Source organism: Streptomyces thermolilacinus SPC6 (assembly GCF_000478605.2).
Classification (GTDB): domain Bacteria; phylum Actinomycetota; class Actinomycetes; order Streptomycetales; family Streptomycetaceae; genus Streptomyces; species Streptomyces thermolilacinus.
In genome coordinates, this window is sequence record NZ_ASHX02000001.1 from 5,787,099 (window position 1) to 5,804,620 (window position 17,522).

A 17,522-nucleotide genomic window follows, 5' to 3' on the forward strand; every position below is an offset into this window, starting at 1 on the left:
GGGTCGGCAAAGCCGAGGGGTCCCCCATCACGCTTCGAGTTCCGGAGAGGAACCACCCCGTCATGTCCAAGACGGCATACGTGCGCACCAAGCCGCACCTCAACATCGGCACCATGGGCCACGTGGACCACGGCAAGACCACGCTCACCGCCGCCATCACCAAGGTCCTCAGCGAGCGCTCCGGCGGCGGCACCTCGTACGTCGCGTTCGACCGCATCGACCGGGCGCCCGAGGAGGCGCGGCGCGGCATCACCATCAACATCGCGCACGTCGAGTACGAGACCGACACCCGCCACTACGCCCACGTGGACATGCCCGGTCACGCCGACTACGTCAAGAACATGGTGACCGGCGCCGCCCAGCTCGACGGGGCGATCCTCGTCGTCTCGGCGCTCGACGGGATCATGCCGCAGACCGCCGAGCACGTCCTGCTCGCCCGCCAGGTGGGCGTCGACCACATCGTCGTCGCGCTCAACAAGGCCGACGCGGGCGACGACGAGCTGACCGACCTCGTGGAGCTGGAGGTGCGCGAGCTGCTCACCTCCCACGGCTACGGCGGCGACTCCGTCCCGGTCGTCCGGGTCTCCGGGCTGCGGGCCCTGGAGGGCGACCCGCGCTGGACCGCGTCGATCGAGGCGCTGCTCGACGCGGTGGACACATATGTGCCGATGCCGGTGCGGTACGTGGCCGCGCCGTTCCTGATGCCCGTCGAGAACGTGCTGACCATCACCGGGCGGGGCACCGTCGTGACCGGCGCCGTCGAGCGCGGCACCGTCCGCGTCGGCGACCGCGTGGAGGTGCTGGGCGCCGGTGCGCAGACCGTCGTCACCGGCCTGGAGACGTTCGGCAAGCCGATGGACGCCGCCCAGGCCGGGGACAACGTGGCGCTGCTCCTGCGCGGGGTGCCGCGCGACGCGGTCCGCCGCGGCCATGTGGTGGCCGAGCCGGGCAGCGTCGAGCCGAGGCGGCGGTTCACGGCGCGCGTGTACGTCCTGTCGGCCCGCGAGGGCGGCCGGGCGACACCCGTGGCGACGGGCTACCGGCCGCAGTTCTACATCCGTACCGCCGACGTGGTGGGCGACGTGGACCTGGGCGACGCGGCCGTCGCCCGGCCCGGCGACACGGTCACCATGACCGTCGAGCTGGGGCGGGACGTGCCGTTGGAGCCGGGGCTCGGCTTCGCGATCCGCGAGGGCGGCCGCACGGTCGGCGCGGGCACCGTCGGCGAGGTGCTGTAGCCCGCGCGAGGGCCTCGCGAGCTGCTGGGAGAATGGGGCGGTGAACGAGCCCGTACCCGTACTCCGCGCCGTCGACGGCGGCGCCGCCAAGCTCATGCCGGACATCGACCGGGAGCGGGCCTGGCTGCTGACCGTCGACGGCGCGCCCCAGTCGTACGTGGACCTCGACGACCCGACGCACCTGGAGTTCGAGTACGCCCGGCGCCTCGCCCACGTCGTGGACGCCGCCGACGACGAGGGCGCCCCGCTCGACGTGGTCCACCTCGGGGGCGGGGCGCTGACCCTGCCCCGGTACGTCGCGGCGACCCGGCCGGGCTCCCGGCAGGACGTGGTGGAGGCGGACCTGGGGCTGCTGGCGCTGGTCGCCGAGCACCTGCCCGCACCGGAAGGGTCGGGGATCACCGTGCACGGCGCGGACGCGAGGGCGTGGCTCCGGGACGCGCCCGCGCGGTCGGCGGACCTGGTGGTGGGGGACGTGTTCGGCGGCTCGCGGGTGCCCGCACACCTCACGTCCGTCGAGTACGCCCGCGAGGTGCAGCGGGTGCTGCGGCCGGGCGGCGCCTACGCGGCGAACCTCGCGGACGGGGCACCGTTCGCGTTCCTCCGCTCCCAGCTGGCCACCTTCGCGGCGGTGTTCGGGGAGCTGGCGCTGATCGCCGAACCGGCGGTGCTGCGCGGGCGGCGGTTCGGCAACGTGGTGCTGGTCGCCTCGCACACGCCGCCCGACACGGCGCGCCTGGCCCGTCGGGCCGCCGCCGACGCGTTCCCCGCGCGCGTGGAGCACGGCGAGGCCCTGGCACGGCTCGCCGGTGACGCGGCGGTCGTACGGGACGTCGACGCCGTCCCGTCGCCCGAGCCGCCCGGCGGGGCGTTCGGCATCGGCTGAGGGCCCGGACACCGGCTGAGGAGCGGCAGCCCGCTGCGACACCGGGCCGCGGGCCGAGTCGGGCCGGCAGGCCGCCGGGAGCGCGGCCGCCCGGGCGGGCGGCTACGCGGGCGCCGGGTCCGAGGCGGCCGTCGAGGGTTTCTCCGGACGGTCGGCGGCGACCGGCTTCGTGCGCCGCGTCAGGTTCCGTACGTCCGGCACGAGCAGCACCAGCGCCGTCACCACCAGGATCAGCGCCGCACATCCCCACAGCGCCTGCGGCCGCCCCACGGCGTCGGCCACCGGTCCCGCGACCGCCGTGGACAGCGGCAGCATCGCCGTCGAGCCGAACCAGTCGTACGCGGAGACCCGCGACAGCTTGTCCTCCGGGATCTCCTGGTGCAGCGCGGTCATCCACGCCACGCCGAACACCTCGATCGCCACCCCGGACACGAACATCACCGCCGCCAGCGCACCCACCGGCAGCGGCACCGCGAGCCCCGCCGACGGCAGAGCCAGCGGGAACACGCACACCGTGCCCACCAGCAGCATCCGGCGCGGCTTCCAGCGCATCATCAGCAGCGCGCCCAGGACCGTGCCCGCGCCGAACGCGGCCAGCGCCAGCCCCCACGGCCGGGCGCCGCCCAGCGACTCCTTCGCCACCAGCGGCCCGTACACGGACTCGGCGGCGCCGACCACGGCGACCACGACGGAGAACTGGAGCACGATCGCCCACAGCCAGGGGCGGCCGACCACCTCGTGCCAGCCCTCCCGCAGATCCGCCAGCAGGCCGCCGCCGGACGCCCGCTCGGGGATGTGGCTCACGTCGAGGAACGCCCGCAGCGCGCCCGCCACGGCGAACGCCGCCGCGTCGATCGCCAGGACCCAGCCGGCCCCGAACGCGGCGATCATGGCGCCGCCCAGCGCGGCTCCGCCGATGGCCGCACCGCTCATGGTCATGCGGAACAGCGCGAACGCGCGGTTCGCGTGCTCGCTGCGGACACTGGACATCAGCATGCCCTCGGCGGCCGGGTTGAAGAACGCCTGCCCCGTGCCGCACAGCGCGCTGAGCAGCATCATCTGCCACAGCTGGGCCCGGTCGGTGAGGACGAGGGCCGCGAACACCGCCTGCGACGCGCAGTTGAGGGCGTTGGCGGCGACCATCACCCGGTGCCTCGGCAGCCGGTCGGCGACGGCTCCGCCGACGAGGAGGAAGAGGACCAGCGGCAGGGTCCGCGCGGCGGCGACCAGGCCCACGTCGCCGCCGTCGCCACCGGACTCCAGCACCGCGAACGCCCCCGCCACCAGGGCGCCGTGGGAGCCCAGGCCGGTGATGAGGGCGGAGGCGGTCAGCAGCGTGTAATTGCGGCCCGCCCACTCCGGGCGGCGGCCGGGACGGGGGCGGAAGGCAGCGGCGGGGGTTCTCACATCCCGGACTATCTCCGGTGGGGGCCCCCGCCGACAAACGGATTACCCGTCAGATGCCGCCGTAGCGCGCGGAAGCACGCCGAAGCACGCCGTAGTGAGGCGAAGCGCTACGAAGCGGGCTCGCTCAGCCGGACGGTGCTGAGGATCTTCTGGATCGTCGCCTCGGGCACCTCGTCCTTGATGCCGGTGTTCGCGTACATCACCCAGGAGACGAAGTCGCCCTTGGCGTTCTTGAAGGAGAACGCGATCGACTTGCCGTCCGTGTCGCACTTGTTCTCGTGCTTCGTGTTGAGCGCGGTCGCCGTGGCGACATGGCCCGTCAGACCGGACTTCGTCGTGTACGGCACGGCCTTGGTCACCTTGACGGTGCCCTTGGGCTCGGTCTGCGCGTACGCGGCCCACACCCAGTTCCCGGCCTCGGTGGCGGCGGCGTCTGCGGTGTCCTTCGCGCCCTGGCCGCCCTTGGTCCCGGCCGTGGCGAGGCTCCACGTGTCGGGGGTGCCGTCCTTGTCGTCGTCGTACGAGCACCACTCGCTCTTGTAGCGGCCGGGCGCCGACATGGTGACCACGGGCGTGCCGTCGCCGGCCTTCTCGTCCTCGAAGCCGGTGGCCACACCGGAGCCCACGACCTCCCAGTCCGGCGGGATGTCGAAGAGGGTGTCGCGCTTCGGGTTGTGGACGACCTTCCAGCCCGGGACCGACGCCTTCGGCGCCGTGGAGCCGTCACGCGGGTTCTCGGCGGGCGGCTGCGAGGGCTGCTCCATGGGAGCCGAGGGCGCGGACGCGCTCTGCGACGGCGACGAGCCGCCCTGCGCGACGGGGTCCTTCTCGTCCCCGCCGAGGACCAGGAAGCCGGTCACCCCGGCGGCGGCCAGGACGACGACGGCGGCGGCGATCGCGACGACCGTCGTCTTCTTCTTGTCGTCGCCCGTCGGCACCGGCGGGCCGGGCGGCTGCCCGGGCACCGCGTACTGCGGCACGGTCGGCTGCTGGTACGGGTTCTGCTCGTACCCCGCCTGCGGGTAGCCCGGCTGCTGGTACCCGGGCTGCTGGTACGGATTCGGCTGCTGATACCCCGGCTGCTGGTAGGGGTTCGGCGCGTTCTGGTCCTGCGGGTTCTGCTCGCCCCCGGGCGGCTGCTGTCCTGGCCACATGGGCTGTAACCATAGAGGGGAGGGGTGACGGGTGCCATGCCCGGGCCCCCGCCGAAGCGCTGAGGGCGCCGCGGCGAGGCCCTCACGGCCCCCGTCGCGGGACGAACGGCGGCCCGGCGCCGGACGAACGGCGGCCCGGCGCCGGACGAACGGCGGCCCGGCGCAAGGAGGAACGAGCCCCCGCGCCGGAGGGAACAGCGTCCCCGGGGCCGGACGGAACAGCGTCCCGGGGCCCGACGGAACAGCGTCCCGGCGCGGGGTTCACGCCTTTGCTACTGCCTGGTAACTTCGAGCGCATGTCCGACATGATGCCGAACATCGGCGAGATGCTGCTGGCCACCGTTCCCATGGCCAGGACCCTGAACCTGGAGGTCGTCGAGGCGACCGCCGAGCGGGCCGTCCTGCGCCTGCCCGACCAGAAGGACTTCCACAACCACGTCGGCGGCCCGCACGCCGGTGCGATGTTCACCCTCGGCGAGTCGGCCAGCGGCGCCATCGTCATCGGCGCCTTCGGCGACCAGATGGGCCGTGCCGTCCCGCTCGCCGTCAAGGCGGAGATCGGCTACAAGAAGCTCGCCATGGGCGTCGTCACCGCGACCGCCACGCTCGGCCGCCCCCGCGCCGAGGTCGTCGCCGAGCTCGACGCCGGACAGCGCCCCGAGTTCCCGGTCCTGGTGGAGATCACCCGCGAGGACGGCGCCGTCACGGGTGAGATGACCATCACCTGGACCCTGCGCCCCAACGCCTGACCGGCCCGGCAGCCGGTCCGCGCCACCCGGCCGGTCCGCTACCCCACGGCCCGCGACCCCCACGGTCGCGGGCCCACGCGTACCGGGCCCCCGGCCGCCCCCGCCCACGGCGCCGCCCGCCGCCGGCGCGGCCTTCCACGGCGGCGTCCGGATACCGGCGCGGGCACGCGCAACCCCCGCCCCCACCTCCGCGTCTCCTCCCGCGGCCCCGCCTCGCCCACGAGCCGGGGCGCCCCCGTGACCGGGTAGGCTGCCTGCCCCCAGGGGTCACCAGTCGATACGGAGGAACCGGCGTTGCACGTCCAGGAGTGGCTCGAGACCGTCCCGGCGGTCAGCATCTACATCCTGGTGGGTGTGGTGATCGGGCTGGAAAGCCTCGGCATCCCGCTGCCGGGCGAGATCGTCCTCGTGAGCTCGGCGCTCCTCGCCTCCCAGCACGGGGACATCGACCCGTACATCCTGGGCGCCTGCGCCACCGCCGGAGCGATCATCGGCGACTCGATCGGCTACGCCATCGGCCGCAAGGGCGGACGGCCGCTGCTGGCCTGGCTCGGCGGGAAGTTCCCCAGGCACTTCAGCGAGGCCAACATCGCGATGGCCGAGCGCTCCTTCGAGAAGTGGGGCATGTGGGCCGTGTTCTTCGGCCGGTTCGTCGCCCTGCTGCGGATCTTCGCCGGGCCGCTGGCCGGGGTGCTGCACATGCCGTACTGGAAGTTCCTCATCGCCAACGTCTTCGGCGGCATCCTCTGGGCGGGCGGCACCACGGCCGTCGTCTACTCCGTGGGCGTCGTCGCCGAGGCGTGGCTGAAGCGGTTCTCCTGGCTGGGCCTCGTCCTCGCCGTGGCCGTCGGCCTCACCTCGATGCTCGTCCTCAAGCACCGTGCGAAGAAGGCCACCGAGAAGTCCGAGGCCGAGCGCGCCGCCGCCCCGCGCCAGGAGCCCGTGCCCTCGGCGGCCGTCGCCGACTGACGGCGCGGCCGCCCTCGGGCCGGACGCGCGGGCGACGCCGCGGGGGTACCGGTCAGGCCCCCGCGGCGTGCGCCTCGCGGTGCTCCCGGGCGAGGTCCCGGTACATCGCGGCGTTCACCTTGATGCCCTCCCGCTCCTCGTCCGTCAGCCGCCGCTTCACCTTCGCGGGGACACCGGCCACGAGCGAGCCGGGCGGGACGCGCATGCCCTGCGGGACGAGCGCCTGTGCGGCGATCAGGGAGCCCGCGCCGATGTGCGCGCCGTTGAGGACCGTGGCGCCCATGCCGACCAGGACGTCATCCTCCACCGTGCAGCCGTGCAGGACCGCGTTGTGGCCGACGGAGACGCGCTCGCCGACGGTCACGGGGAAGCCGGGGTCCACGTGGACCGTGCAGTTGTCCTGGATGTTGCTGTCCGCGCCGAGCACGATCGGCCCGCAGTCCGCGCGCAGCACGGCGTGGTACCAGACGCTGGAGCCCGGCCCCATCGTGACCTCGCCGACCACGACGGACGTGGGCGCGGCGAAGGCGTCCTCGGCCACCTCGGGCCGCTTGCCGCCCACCGCGCTGATCAAAGGCCGTTCCGTCATTCCGCTGCTCCTCGTGCGCTGTCTCGTCGTCACGCCCAGGAGGAACCGTAGGGCACGGCCGGGACCGCTGGGCCGGTGGGGCGAACATCACAGCGCCGCGCCCTGACCGGCGCCGATCCGGGCAACTACCGTGTCCGGGTGCCCAGGAACAGAAACACGTTCTCCTTTTCGTCGCTCGCGGCGTGGCGTCGCCGCGCGCTGACCGCGGCGGTGCACCGAGGCTGGCGCTGGGTGCAGGAGACCGGTTCCGTCACGGCCGAGCGGCCCGGGTCGCTGCGGTTCCGGCGGATCGGCGAGGGCACGCGGCTCGCGTTCCCGCTGGGCACGGTCTTCGGTGAGGAGTGGATCGAGCTGGGCTCCTGCTGCATCATCGGCGAGCAGGTCACCCTCAGCGCGGGCATGCTGCCCGGCCTCGACCTCGGCCCCGACCCGGTGATGACGCTCGCCGACGGTGTCGTCCTCGGGCGCGGCAGCCATGTCGTGGCGGACGCGCCGGTCACCATCGGCGCGAACACGTTCTGCGGGCCGTACGTCTACATCACCTCGACCAACCACTCCTACGACGACCCGCACGAGCCGATCGGCCGCCAGTGGCCGCGCTCGGCGCCCGTCGAGATCGGCCCCGGCTGCTGGCTCGGCACCGGCGCGGTGGTGCTCCCCGGCGCCCGTGTCGGCCGGAACGTCGTGGTCGCCGCCGGGGCCGTCGTACGGGGCGAGGTGCCCGACCACGCGGTGGTCGCCGGGGCCCCGGCGCGCGTCGTACGCCGCTGGGACCCCGACAACGGCTGGCAGCCGCCGCTGCGTACGCCTCCGCCCGTACCGATCCCGGAGCACGTCACGGCGGCGCAGCTCGCCGCCCTGGCGGCCTGGGAGGGACGCTGACCGGACCGGACCGGACCGGACCTGGCCGGGCCCGTGGCCCCGGCCGGTCGCAGCGGCTCGGGGCGCCGAGCGGTCGCCGTACCGCCGTGCCGGTCCATGGCCCCGGCCTGGTCCGTCAGCCCGCCGCGAGCAGGACCGAGCCCGCGAGGGCAAGCCCCGCGCCCGCCGCCTGCACCGCCCGCAGCCGCTCCTTGAGCACCCCGCGCGCGGCGAGCGCCGTCACCACCGGGTAGAGGCTCGCCAGGACGGCGGCCAGCGCGACCGGCCCGTGCTGCGCGGCGACGGCGTACGTGCCGTTCGCGGCGACGTCCGCGAGGCCGACGAACGCCAGAGCTGGCAGCGCCGCCCATATGACCCGTACGCCGCCCTCCTCCGGCAGCGCCCGGCCCCCGCGCCGTACGGAGACCAGCAGCGCCGCGCCGCCGACCAGCACATTGGTCACGCGCTGCACGAACAGCGCCAGGAACAGCCCCGTCACCGTGGTGGACGCCTCGGAGATCAGCGCCATGACGCCGCCGAAGCCGAACGCCGCGACCAGTGTGAGCATCACCGTCCGCCGCTGCACCGGCTCGCCCCGCAGCTCCGGGCCGCCCGCGAGCACCACGCCGACGACGGCCACCGCGATCCCGCCGAGCTGGAGCGGCCCGGGGCGGTCGCCCAGCGCGAGGCCGACCGACACGGGCACGACGACGCCCAGCGAACCGAGCGGCGAGACGACGCCCATGGGGCCGAGCGCCAGCGCCTTGTAGAAGGCGAGCATCGCGACCGGGCCCACGACGCCCGCCGCGACCGCGAACCACAGCAGGGGGCTCGCCTCGTGCCACGCTCCGGTCGCCACCACGATCACGCCCAGCACGGCCACGGCGATGGTCTGCGAGACGACGACCACGGTGAGGGCGGGCGCGCGACGGGTGAGCAGCCCGCCGCCGAAGTCGGCCAGCCCCCACAGGAGGCTGGTGGCCAGGGCGAAAAGGGCTGTCATGGAGGGCCTCGCAGTACAGTTCGATGAACAGGGGGTGCACCACACCGTAGTGCAGTCCATTGAACTCTGTCATCCAGAATATTGGACGGAATGTGTCGGACCTCGATCAGCTCACGCAGACACTCGCCCGCAACCTGAAGCGCTGGCGCAAGCAGCGGGGCCTCACCCTGGACGCCCTCGCCGCACGCTCCGGGGTCAGCCGAGGCATGATCATCCAGATCGAGCAGGCCCGGACGAACCCGAGCGTCGGCACGACCGTCAAGCTCGCCGACGCCCTCGGCGTCTCCCTCGCCACGCTGCTCGACCACGAACAGGGGCCGCAGGTCCGCGTCGTCCCCGCCGGGCGCGCCGTCCGCATGTGGTCCACCGAGGCCGGGAGCCACAGCACCCTCCTCGTCGGCGCGGACGCGGGCGGCCCGCTGGAGCTGTGGACCTGGACGATCATGCCCGGCGAGTCCAGCGCCTCCGACCCGCACCCGGACGGCACGACCGAGCTGCTGCACGTCACGGCCGGGGAGCTGACCCTCGTGGTGGACGGCGTCGAGCACCGGGTGACGGCGGGCGAGTCCGCGGCGTTCGAGTCGAACGTCGCGCACGCCTACCGCAACGACGGCGGGGAGCCGGTCGAGCTGACCCTCGTCGTGTCCGTGCCGCCCGTCCGCTGACGGGCCGCCCCACCGGGGCCCTGAGCGCCTCCGCCGACCGTCTCCGTGCGACCGTCCCCGTGCGGCCGCCACCGGCCGGCCGAGCGCCGCCGACACGCCCCGCGCCACCCCGCCGGACCGCCTGACTGGCCCCCTTTCCGCGCGGACGCCCAGTATGGAGGGTGAGGTGGATGGCGAAGTGACCAGCGAGGGTGGCGCCGCGGCTGGGGCTCCGGGACTGCGGGCTGACCTCGCAGACGGAGCCCCCGGTGCCGCGCGGCCGTACGAGGCCGGGCGCCGGGCCGTGGCCGGGCGCACCCTGATGTTCGCCGGGGCCACCCTGGCCGCCGTCTACGTCCCCAGCGAGGGCGGCCGCGAACTGCGCCTCGCCGGGCCCGCCGAGGAGTCCGGGGCGCTGCCGGGCTGGCCGGGCGGGTACGCCGTGTCGGGCCGCTCCGCCGTCGCCGACGCCTTCCGCAGCGGCCGCCCACAGTGGCCCACGGCCGCAGAGCTCGCCGCCCGCCGGGAGGCCGTGCCCGAGGACCTCCCGCCCGACGCCGCGCTGGGCGTGCTGCCCGTCGGCACGGACGACCGGCGGCTCGGCTGCCTCGTCGTGGTGGACGACACCGGCCGGGGCTTCGACACCGACCGGCGCGGCTTCATGGAGCTGTACGCCGAACAGGTCGCCGCCCGCCTCGAAGCGGGCGGCGAACCGGCGACCGCGTACACCGTCGCGAGCGGTGCGGGCGGGATCGTACCGGCGGGGTCGGTGCCGCGCCGGGAGGGCCCGTCGCAGATCCGGTACCAGCTGATGCCCGGCCAGGCCCTGGACGCCGAACGGCTCGGGTCGTTCACCCTCGAACTCCACACCGGCCTGATCAGCGCCGACGCGCGGATGCTCGAACTGGTCGACATCGCCCCCGACCACTTCGACGGACGCGTCGAGACGCTCCTCGCACACGCCGTCCCCGACGACCTGCCCGCCCTGATGTCCCTGGTCGAACCGGGCAAGACCACCTCGGCCAGCCGGGAGCTGGAGTTCCGCGTCCGCCGCCCCACCGGCGACCTGCGCTGGCTGCGGCTGCGCTCCCGCGTCCTCAACGACCCCGACGGACGCCCCGAGCGGGTCCTCGGCGTCGTCGTGGACGCCTCGTCGCTGCGCCCCGACACCGACGAGGTGTCCCTCGTACAACGGCTGTCCGCGTCCCTCGCCGCCACCATGACCGCGCGCGACGTGGCCCGCGTCGTCATCGGCGCCCTGCGCGACCCGCTCGTCGGCGCCGACCGCGTCGCCGTCGCCGGTCTGGAGGCCGACCGGCTCGTCGTCACCGTCCTCGACCCGCCCGAACCGGCCGCCTGGCCCGAGATCTGGCGCTCCGAATGGCGCTCCGAGTGGCCCGACACACCCCTGCGCTCCCTGCCCACCCTCGCCGCGGCGCTCCGGGAGGTGCGTGTCGGGCTCGTGCCCGCCGGGGCCGACGTCGAACCGGCCCTCGCCGGTGTCGGACCCGGCGGCCTCGCCCTGCTGCCGCTCCCCGCGGAGGGACGCGTCATCGGCGCCTGTCTGGCCGGGTGGGACGAGCCGCACGAGTTCGGCGCCGAGGAGCGGTCCCTGCTGACCGCCACCGCGGGCCTCGTCGGCCAGGCCCTGCGCCGCGCCCACGCCTTCGACGCCCAGCACGAGCTGGCCACCACCCTCCAGCGCAGCCTGCTGCCGCGCAGGCTCCCCGAGCTGGCCGGGGGAGTGGCCGTCGCCCGCTACCTGCCCGCGATGGTCGGCCTGGAGGTCGGCGGCGACTGGTACGACGTGATCCCGCTGTCCGAGAGCCGCGTCGCCCTCGTCATCGGGGACGTCCAGGGGCACAGCGCGGGCGCGGCCACCATCATGGGCCAGATCCGCACCGCCATCCGGGCGTACGCCGTGGAGGGCCACCCGCCGGACGTCGTCGTCTCGCACGCCAACCGGCTGCTCGTCGGCATGGAGACCGACCTGTTCGCCACCTGCTGCTACGTCGAACTCGACATGGAGGAGGGCGAGACCTGGATCGTCCGTGCCGGACACCTCGCACCGCTGCTGCGCCACCCCGACGGGTCCACGGAGGAGGTCGCCACCGAGGGCGGCCTCCCGCTCGGCGTCCTCGCCGACTCCGACTACCCCATCACCGCCGTCGGCCTCGCCCCCGGCACGGTCATCGCGCTCCTCACCGACGGGCTCGTGGAGTCCTCCAGTCTCCACCTGGAGGACGGCATGCTGCGGATGCGGGACCTGCTCTCCGACGCCGATCCCGGCGACGCGGGCCGCATGGCCGACCAGCTCCTCGGCGACGGGACCCGCCGCGACGACGACATCGCCCTGCTCCTGATGCGGTACGACGGGATGGGCGTCCCGCCGATCCGCACCGGCTGGACCGTGTGGAGGCTGCCCGACGCCGTCATGCACGCCCGCCGCTTCACCGCCCGCACGCTGCGCGCCTGGGGCGTCGCCGAGGAGGCCGACGCGGCGCTGCTCGTCGTCTCCGAGCTGGTCACCAACGCCCTGGTGCACACCCAGGGGGCCGTACGCCTCGATCTGACGCTCGCCGGGGACCGGATGCGCATCGCCGTCACCGACACCTCGCCGCGGGCACCCGCCAAGCCGGTGATGGCCGACTGGGAGTCCACCGGGGGGCGCGGGCTGTTCCTGGTGGAGGCCATGTCGGCGTCCTGGGGGTCGGTCCCGGTCAGCGGCGGCAAACAGGTGTGGAGCGAGTTCGTCGTCACCCGCGAGCCGGGCCCGGCCGACGACGGCGGGCCCGGGGCCCTTCCGGAGGCCGCGGACCCCGTCCCGTACGACTCCGCGGGCCCCGCCGCGCGCTCCGGCGCCACGCGTGCGGGGTCCACGGACTCCGGGGCCGTGCGCGGGAGGTCCGGGCGCTCCGGGTCCGCACGCTCCGCCGGTTCCCTGGGGGAAGGCAGGTGAGTGGAGTGTTCCGTCCGAGGCTCCGTCGGCGTCGCGGCCCGCGCTCCGGTCTCGCCGCGGCCGCGCTGGCGTTCGCCCTCGCCGTCACCGGCTGCGGCACCGCCGAGCAGGCCCACCTGGACGGCGGGCCGAGCCCCACGCTCACCGAGTTCACCCCGCGCATCGGCCTGCTGCTGCCCGACACCCACACCGCCCGCTGGGAGACGTTCGACCGCCCGCTGATCGAGGCGAAGGTCGCCCAGGTCTGCCCCGGCTGCACGGTGGACTACGCCAACGCCGAGGGCGGTGTCGCCGCGCAGAAGCAGCAGGTCGACTCGATGATCACCGCGGGGGTCGATGTCCTGATCCTCAACCCCGTGGACTCCCGGGCGCTCAGCTCCGCGGTGGCCAAGGCGGTCAACGCGGGCATCCCCGTCATCTCGTACGACCGCCTCGCCGACGGCCCGATCTCCGGCTTCGTCTCCTTCGACGGCCGCCAGATAGGCCGCCTCCAGGCCGAGGCGCTGCTCAAGGCCATGGGCCCCAAGGCGGACGGCGGGCGGATCGTCATGATGAACGGCGACCCGGCCGATCCCAACGCCACCGCCCTGAAGCGGGCCGCGCTGGAGGTGCTGAACGGCCGCGTGCGCATCGCCAAGTCCTACGACACCGACCGCTGGCGCCCCGAGATCGCCCACGCCAACATGGCCGGCGCCATCGCCGCGCTCGGTGCGGGCAGCATCGACGGGGTGTACGCGGCCAACGACGGGCTCGCCAGGGGCGTCATCTCCGCGCTGAAGGCCAACTTCGTCGAGCCGCTGCCGCCGGTCACCGGGCAGGACGCCGACCTGGGCGCCATCCGGCGGATCATCGGCGGCGAGCAGTACATGACGGTGTACAAGCCGTTCAAGCCGATGGCCGACGCCGCCGCGGAGATGGCCGTCGCGCTCGGTCGCGGCGACCCGCCGAACGCCATCGCCCCGGAGGGCGGCGGCGAGGCCACCCTGCGCGGCGTCCCGGCCGTCCAGTTCGCACCGATACCTGTCACCGCACAGAACGTGCGGGACACGGTCGTACGGGACGGGATGTACACGATCGAGCAGATCTGTACTCCGAAGTACGCCTCGGCGTGCGCCAAGGCGGGACTCACCGTGTAATCGGCTCACGTCGTCATCGGGCTCACATCGCATCGGGGTGAAGGAGGTGTTGTGTCGGTGCCGGTCCCACCCCTGCTGTCCCTGCGCGGCATCCACAAGCGGTTCGGCGCCGTCGAGGCGCTCGCAGACGTGGAGCTGGAAGTCAGGGCCGGGGAGATCGTCGCCCTGATGGGCGACAACGGCGCGGGGAAGTCCACCCTCGTCAACGTCATCGCCGGGGTCGCCCCCGCCGACGAGGGGGTCATCCGGTGGGAGGGCCGCACCGTACGGGTGAGACGGCCGCACGACGCCCACGCCCTGGGCATCGCCACCGTCTTCCAGGACCTGGCGCTGGCGCTGTGCGACAACCTCGACGTCGTCGGCAACCTGTTCCTCGGCCGCGAGCTGCGCCACGCCGGTCTCCTGGACGAGGTGGAGATGGAGCGGCGCGCCCGCGACCTGCTGGGTTCGCTCGCCATCCACGTACCGGACCTGCGGGCACGGGTGGCGTCCCTGTCGGGCGGGCAGCGGCAGACCGTCGCGCTCTCCCGTTCGCTGATCGGCGAGCCCCGGCTGCTCCTCCTCGACGAGCCGACGGCCCCCCTCGGCGTCCAGCAGACCAGCCGCTTCCTCGACCTCGTGGAGACGCTCCGCGACCGGGGAACCGGGGTGCTGCTGGTCAGCCAGAACATGGGGGACGTCAAGGCGGTCGCCGACCGGGTCGCCGTCCTCCACCTCGGCCGCAACAACGGCTTCTTCGACGTCAGCACCGCCTCGCAGGAGCAGATCATCTCCTCCATCACCGGAGTCACCAGCCACCCGGGCCCCGGCACCGCCCGCCGCCCCCCGCACGCGCGCGGAGCGGGGCGGTGAACGGCCTGCGGCGGGCCGTCGTCGGCGGCGCCGACGCGGTCGGCCGACGGCTGACCACCGGCGAACTGGGCGCGCTGCCCGTCATCGTCGCCGTCCTCGTCATCTGGTCCGTCTTCCAGATCCTGAACGCCAACTTCCTCGCCCCGCGCAACCTGTCCAACCTCAGCGTGGACATCGTCGGCGCCGGGCTTATCGCCGTCGGGATCGTCTTCGTCCTGCTGATCGGCGAGATCGACCTGTCGGTCGGGTCCGTCAGCGGTCTCTCGGCGGCCCTGTTCGCCGTGCTGAGCGTGCGGCACGGCATGGCCGAGTGGCTCGCCATCGTGACCGCCGTGCTGTGCGGCGCCGCCATCGGCGCCCTGCACGGCTTCTTCGTCGCGCGGGTCGGCGCCCCGGCCTTCGTCGTCACCCTCGCCGGACTCCTCGGCTGGAACGGCCTGATGCTGTTCGTCCTCGGGACCAGCGGCACGGTCAACCTGGACGAGGACAGCCTGCTCGGTAGGCTGACCGGCCACTACTTCCACCAGGTGAGCGCGGCGTACGGCCTGGCGGCGGTCGGGTCCGTCCTGTGCTTCCTCGTGTACTACCGGGACCGGCGGCGGCGCAGGGCGGCCGGGATGCCGCACCGGCCGCTCACGGAGATCGCCGTACGGACCGGGGTGGTCGCGCTCATCGCGTTCTCCGCCGCGCATGTGCTCAACCGGTTCCAGGGGCTCCCGCTCGCCCTGCTGTGCTTCCTCGTCGTCGTCGGGGGCCTCGACGTGGTGCTGCGCCGTACCCGGTACGGGCGGAAGGTGTACGCCCTGGGCGGCGGCAGCGAACCGGCCCGGCGCGCCGGGATCGACGTGGTCCGCGTGCGGATCTCGGTCTTCATGCTGTCCGGCACGATGGCGGCGATCGGCGGTCTCTTCCTCGCCTCGCGCATCACGTCGGTGAGCCAGACCTCAGGGTCGGGGCTGCTGCTGATGAACGCCATCGCCGCCGCCGTGATCGGCGGCACCAGCCTCTTCGGCGGCCGGGGCACCACCTGGTCCGCGCTGCTCGGCATGCTGGTCATCCAGTCGATCGCCTCCGGGATGTCCCTGCTGGGCATCCAGCCGGCCGTACAGTTCATGATCACTGGCGGGGTGCTGCTGGCGGCGGTGGTCATCGACACGGTGGCCAGACGCACCCGCAAGGAACACGGCAGGGCGTAGGGGCTGTCCGCCGTGGCCGGGCCGCTGGCGCGGCGACTCGCCCGCGGCCCGTCCCGCCCGTGTCCGGAAGGCAGGCCCCCTGTGGTCGCGTCCTCAGCCGAGGCCGAGTGCGGGGATCTCGATGGCGGGGCACCGGTCCATGACCATGTCCAGACCCGCCGCCCGGGTGCGCGCGTACGCCTCGTCGTCGATGACGCCCAGCTGGAACCAGACCGCCTTGGCGCCCTTGGCCACCGCCTGGTCCGCGATGTCACCGGCCAGCTCGCTGTGGACGAACACGTCCACGACGTCCACCGGGAACGGGATGTCCGCCAGCGTCGCGTACCCCTTCTCGCCGTGCACCGTCTCCGCCTTCGGGTGGACGGGCACCACGCGCTTGCCGAACCGCTGGAGCACGGCCGCCACCCCGTACGCCGCCCGGGACCGGTTCGTGGACAGGCCCACGACGGCCCAGGTGTCTCCGGACTCGGTGAGGATCCTGCGGATGGTCTCGGTGTCGCCGTACACGTGCCGTCTCCTGCCTGCCGGTGGCTGTTCTCCGCGATCAACCAGGCTACGGCGCTCGCCATTCCCCTTTACGCGCGACATGGATAGTGACACTATCTAGTTATAGGTAGCTCCACTATCCATTGTGGGCCCGGTGCCGCCCTGGCACCGCCCGCCGAGAGGACCGCCATGCCCACCCTGCCCTGGACCAGGCCCAATCCCGCCCCCGCACACACCCCCGCCGTCGTCATGGCGTCCCGCTTCGAGGTGCGCTCCCTCACGGACGTGCCGCGCTTCTTCCTGAAGTCCCTCGCGGCCTGGCGCCAGCTCACCACCGCGCCCGGCGCCTACGGGGCCTCGCTGGTCGCCCGGCCGCTCAAGCGCACCTTCTACACGCTGTCCGCCTGGCAGGACCGCGACGCCCTGTACGCCTACGCCCGCGCCGAACCCCACCGGGGGATCATGAAGGACCTCCGCGCGACGATGCGCGACTCCACCTTCACGTTCTGGGAGACCACCACCGACGACCTGCCGCTCACCTGGGACGAGGCCCACCGCCGCCTCGCCGAGCAGGCCGCCCGGGACACCGCCGGAGGAGTCGCCCCTGACCGGGACTAGGGTGGCGGGATGCAGGAGCAGTACCTGACGGTGACCCGCGAGGGCGTCCACGAGACCGAGATCAACCGCTCGCGCTTCCTCTGCGCGCTCGCCCCCGCCGCGACCGAACAGGAGGCGCAGGACTTCGTCGCCCGCGTCCGCCGCGAGCACCCCACCGCCACCCACAACTGCTTCGCGTACGTGATCGGCGCCGACGCCGCCGTCCAGAAGGCCAGCGACGACGGCGAGCCGGGCGGCACCGCCGGTGTGCCGATGCTCCAGATGCTGCTCCGGCGCGACGTGCGGTACGTCGCCGCCGTCGTCACCCGCTACTACGGCGGCGTGAAGCTCGGCGCCGGCGGCCTGATCCGCGCCTACGGGGGTGTCGTCGGCGAGGCCCTGGACGCGATCGGCACCGTCACCCGCCGCCGCTACCGGCTCGCCACGGTGACCGTCGACCACCAGCGGGCGGGCAAGCTCCGACACGACCTGCGCGCCACCGGCCGCTCCGTCCGCGACGTGCGGTACGCCGACGCCGTACGCATCGAGGTGGGCCTGCCCGACGCCGACGTGGACGCCTTCCGCGGCTGGCTCGCCGACACGACGGCCGGCGCGGCCACCCTGGAGCTCGGCGGCGAGGCGTACGGCGACGCCTGAGCCCGGTCGGGCCCCTTGTCGTACCGGCGCCGTCGTACCGGCCCCCGCGCCCGTCGCCCGTACCGGCGCGCGAGGGGCACCCGTACGGATGGCAGACTTGCCTACCGGTCCGGGCGGCGGCCGGCGCGAGCGGAACGAG

17 protein-coding genes are annotated in these 17,522 nt (G+C 74.1%); 12 read left to right on the top strand and 5 right to left on the bottom strand.

Annotation, left to right across the window (positions count from 1 at the left end):
* The first annotated feature begins 62 nt into the window (after window positions 1-62).
* Window positions 63-1,238 carry an elongation factor Tu gene (gene tuf, locus J116_RS25135; protein WP_023589837.1) on the top strand — a complete coding sequence of 392 codons (1,176 nt, stop codon included), beginning with the start codon at window positions 63-65 and terminating at the stop codon, window positions 1,236-1,238.
* A gap of 40 nt (window positions 1,239-1,278) precedes the next feature.
* Complete coding sequence (locus tag J116_RS25140; RefSeq protein WP_023589838.1) at window positions 1,279-2,124, top strand: spermidine synthase; 846 nt, start codon at window positions 1,279-1,281, stop codon at window positions 2,122-2,124.
* 102 nt (window positions 2,125-2,226) lie between these two features.
* On the opposite strand, the gene J116_RS25145 is transcribed toward J116_RS25140, so the two are convergent.
* Together J116_RS25145 and J116_RS25150 are read right to left on the bottom strand one after the other, a co-directional pair.
* Window positions 2,227-3,531, bottom strand: a complete 1,305-nt coding sequence (locus tag J116_RS25145; RefSeq protein ID WP_023589839.1) for an MFS transporter — start codon at window positions 3,529-3,531, stop codon at window positions 2,227-2,229.
* A 107-nt stretch (window positions 3,532-3,638) separates the two neighbouring features.
* Window positions 3,639-4,685 (bottom strand): DUF2076 domain-containing protein, encoded by a 1,047-nt coding sequence (locus tag J116_RS25150; RefSeq protein WP_023589840.1) that lies wholly within the window; start codon window positions 4,683-4,685, stop codon window positions 3,639-3,641.
* 296 nt (window positions 4,686-4,981) lie between these two features.
* On the opposite strand from J116_RS25150, the gene J116_RS25155 reads away from it, so the two are divergent.
* Window positions 4,982-5,434 carry a DUF4442 domain-containing protein gene (locus J116_RS25155; protein ID WP_023589841.1) on the top strand — a complete coding sequence of 151 codons (453 nt, stop codon included), beginning with the start codon at window positions 4,982-4,984 and terminating at the stop codon, window positions 5,432-5,434.
* Window positions 5,435-5,728: 294 nt separating this feature from the next.
* On the top strand, window positions 5,729-6,403 hold the full coding sequence (locus tag J116_RS25160; RefSeq protein ID WP_023589842.1) for a DedA family protein: 675 nt from the start codon (window positions 5,729-5,731) through the stop codon (window positions 6,401-6,403).
* A gap of 52 nt (window positions 6,404-6,455) precedes the next feature.
* On the opposite strand, the gene J116_RS25165 is transcribed toward J116_RS25160, so the two are convergent.
* A complete protein-coding gene (locus J116_RS25165; RefSeq protein ID WP_028964497.1) occupies window positions 6,456-6,992 on the bottom strand; it encodes a gamma carbonic anhydrase family protein in 537 nt (178 codons plus the stop codon).
* A gap of 138 nt (window positions 6,993-7,130) precedes the next feature.
* On the opposite strand from J116_RS25165, the gene J116_RS25170 reads away from it, so the two are divergent.
* A complete protein-coding gene (locus J116_RS25170) occupies window positions 7,131-7,874 on the top strand; it encodes an acyltransferase (protein ID WP_028964498.1) in 744 nt (247 codons plus the stop codon).
* 115 nt (window positions 7,875-7,989) lie between these two features.
* Here the strand turns inward: J116_RS25170 and J116_RS25175 are convergent, their stop codons facing one another.
* Window positions 7,990-8,856, bottom strand: a complete 867-nt coding sequence (locus J116_RS25175; protein WP_023589845.1) for an EamA family transporter — start codon at window positions 8,854-8,856, stop codon at window positions 7,990-7,992.
* 92 nt (window positions 8,857-8,948) lie between these two features.
* Here J116_RS25175 and J116_RS25180 point away from each other — a divergent pair, with 92 nt between their 5' ends.
* The 5 genes from J116_RS25180 to J116_RS25200 all read left to right on the top strand — a co-directional run bounded on the left by J116_RS25180 (window position 8,949) and on the right by J116_RS25200 (window position 15,643).
* Complete coding sequence (locus J116_RS25180; RefSeq protein ID WP_023589846.1) at window positions 8,949-9,521, top strand: helix-turn-helix domain-containing protein; 573 nt, start codon at window positions 8,949-8,951, stop codon at window positions 9,519-9,521.
* Between the two features lie 301 nt (window positions 9,522-9,822).
* A complete protein-coding gene (locus tag J116_RS25185; protein ID WP_099048259.1) occupies window positions 9,823-12,459 on the top strand; it encodes a SpoIIE family protein phosphatase in 2,637 nt (878 codons plus the stop codon).
* Between the two features lie 5 nt (window positions 12,460-12,464).
* Window positions 12,465-13,595: a sugar ABC transporter substrate-binding protein gene (locus tag J116_RS25190; RefSeq protein ID WP_023589848.1), complete on the top strand. Its 1,131-nt coding sequence runs from the start codon at window positions 12,465-12,467 to the stop codon at window positions 13,593-13,595.
* Window positions 13,596-13,652: 57 nt separating this feature from the next.
* Window positions 13,653-14,447, top strand: coding sequence for an ATP-binding cassette domain-containing protein (locus J116_RS25195; protein ID WP_028964500.1), 795 nt, complete (start codon window positions 13,653-13,655; stop codon window positions 14,445-14,447).
* Window positions 14,444-15,643 (top strand): sugar ABC transporter permease, encoded by a 1,200-nt coding sequence (locus J116_RS25200; RefSeq protein ID WP_023589850.1) that lies wholly within the window; start codon window positions 14,444-14,446, stop codon window positions 15,641-15,643. The genes J116_RS25195 and J116_RS25200 overlap by 4 nt, the downstream gene beginning before the upstream one ends.
* A gap of 93 nt (window positions 15,644-15,736) precedes the next feature.
* On the opposite strand, the gene J116_RS25205 is transcribed toward J116_RS25200, so the two are convergent.
* The gene (locus J116_RS25205; RefSeq protein WP_023589851.1) at window positions 15,737-16,150 is read right to left on the bottom strand and encodes a CoA-binding protein; all 414 of its coding nucleotides are present in this window, start codon (window positions 16,148-16,150) and stop codon (window positions 15,737-15,739) included.
* Window positions 16,151-16,318: 168 nt separating this feature from the next.
* Between J116_RS25205 and J116_RS25210 the strand changes: the two genes are divergently transcribed.
* Both J116_RS25210 and J116_RS25215 read left to right on the top strand, forming a co-directional pair.
* Entirely contained in the window at window positions 16,319-16,747 is a 429-nt protein-coding gene (locus tag J116_RS25210; protein ID WP_023589852.1) for a DUF3291 domain-containing protein, read from the top strand.
* A gap of 9 nt (window positions 16,748-16,756) precedes the next feature.
* Window positions 16,757-17,383 carry a YigZ family protein gene (locus J116_RS25215; protein WP_023589853.1) on the top strand — a complete coding sequence of 209 codons (627 nt, stop codon included), beginning with the start codon at window positions 16,757-16,759 and terminating at the stop codon, window positions 17,381-17,383.
* Window positions 17,384-17,522 lie beyond the last annotated feature (139 nt).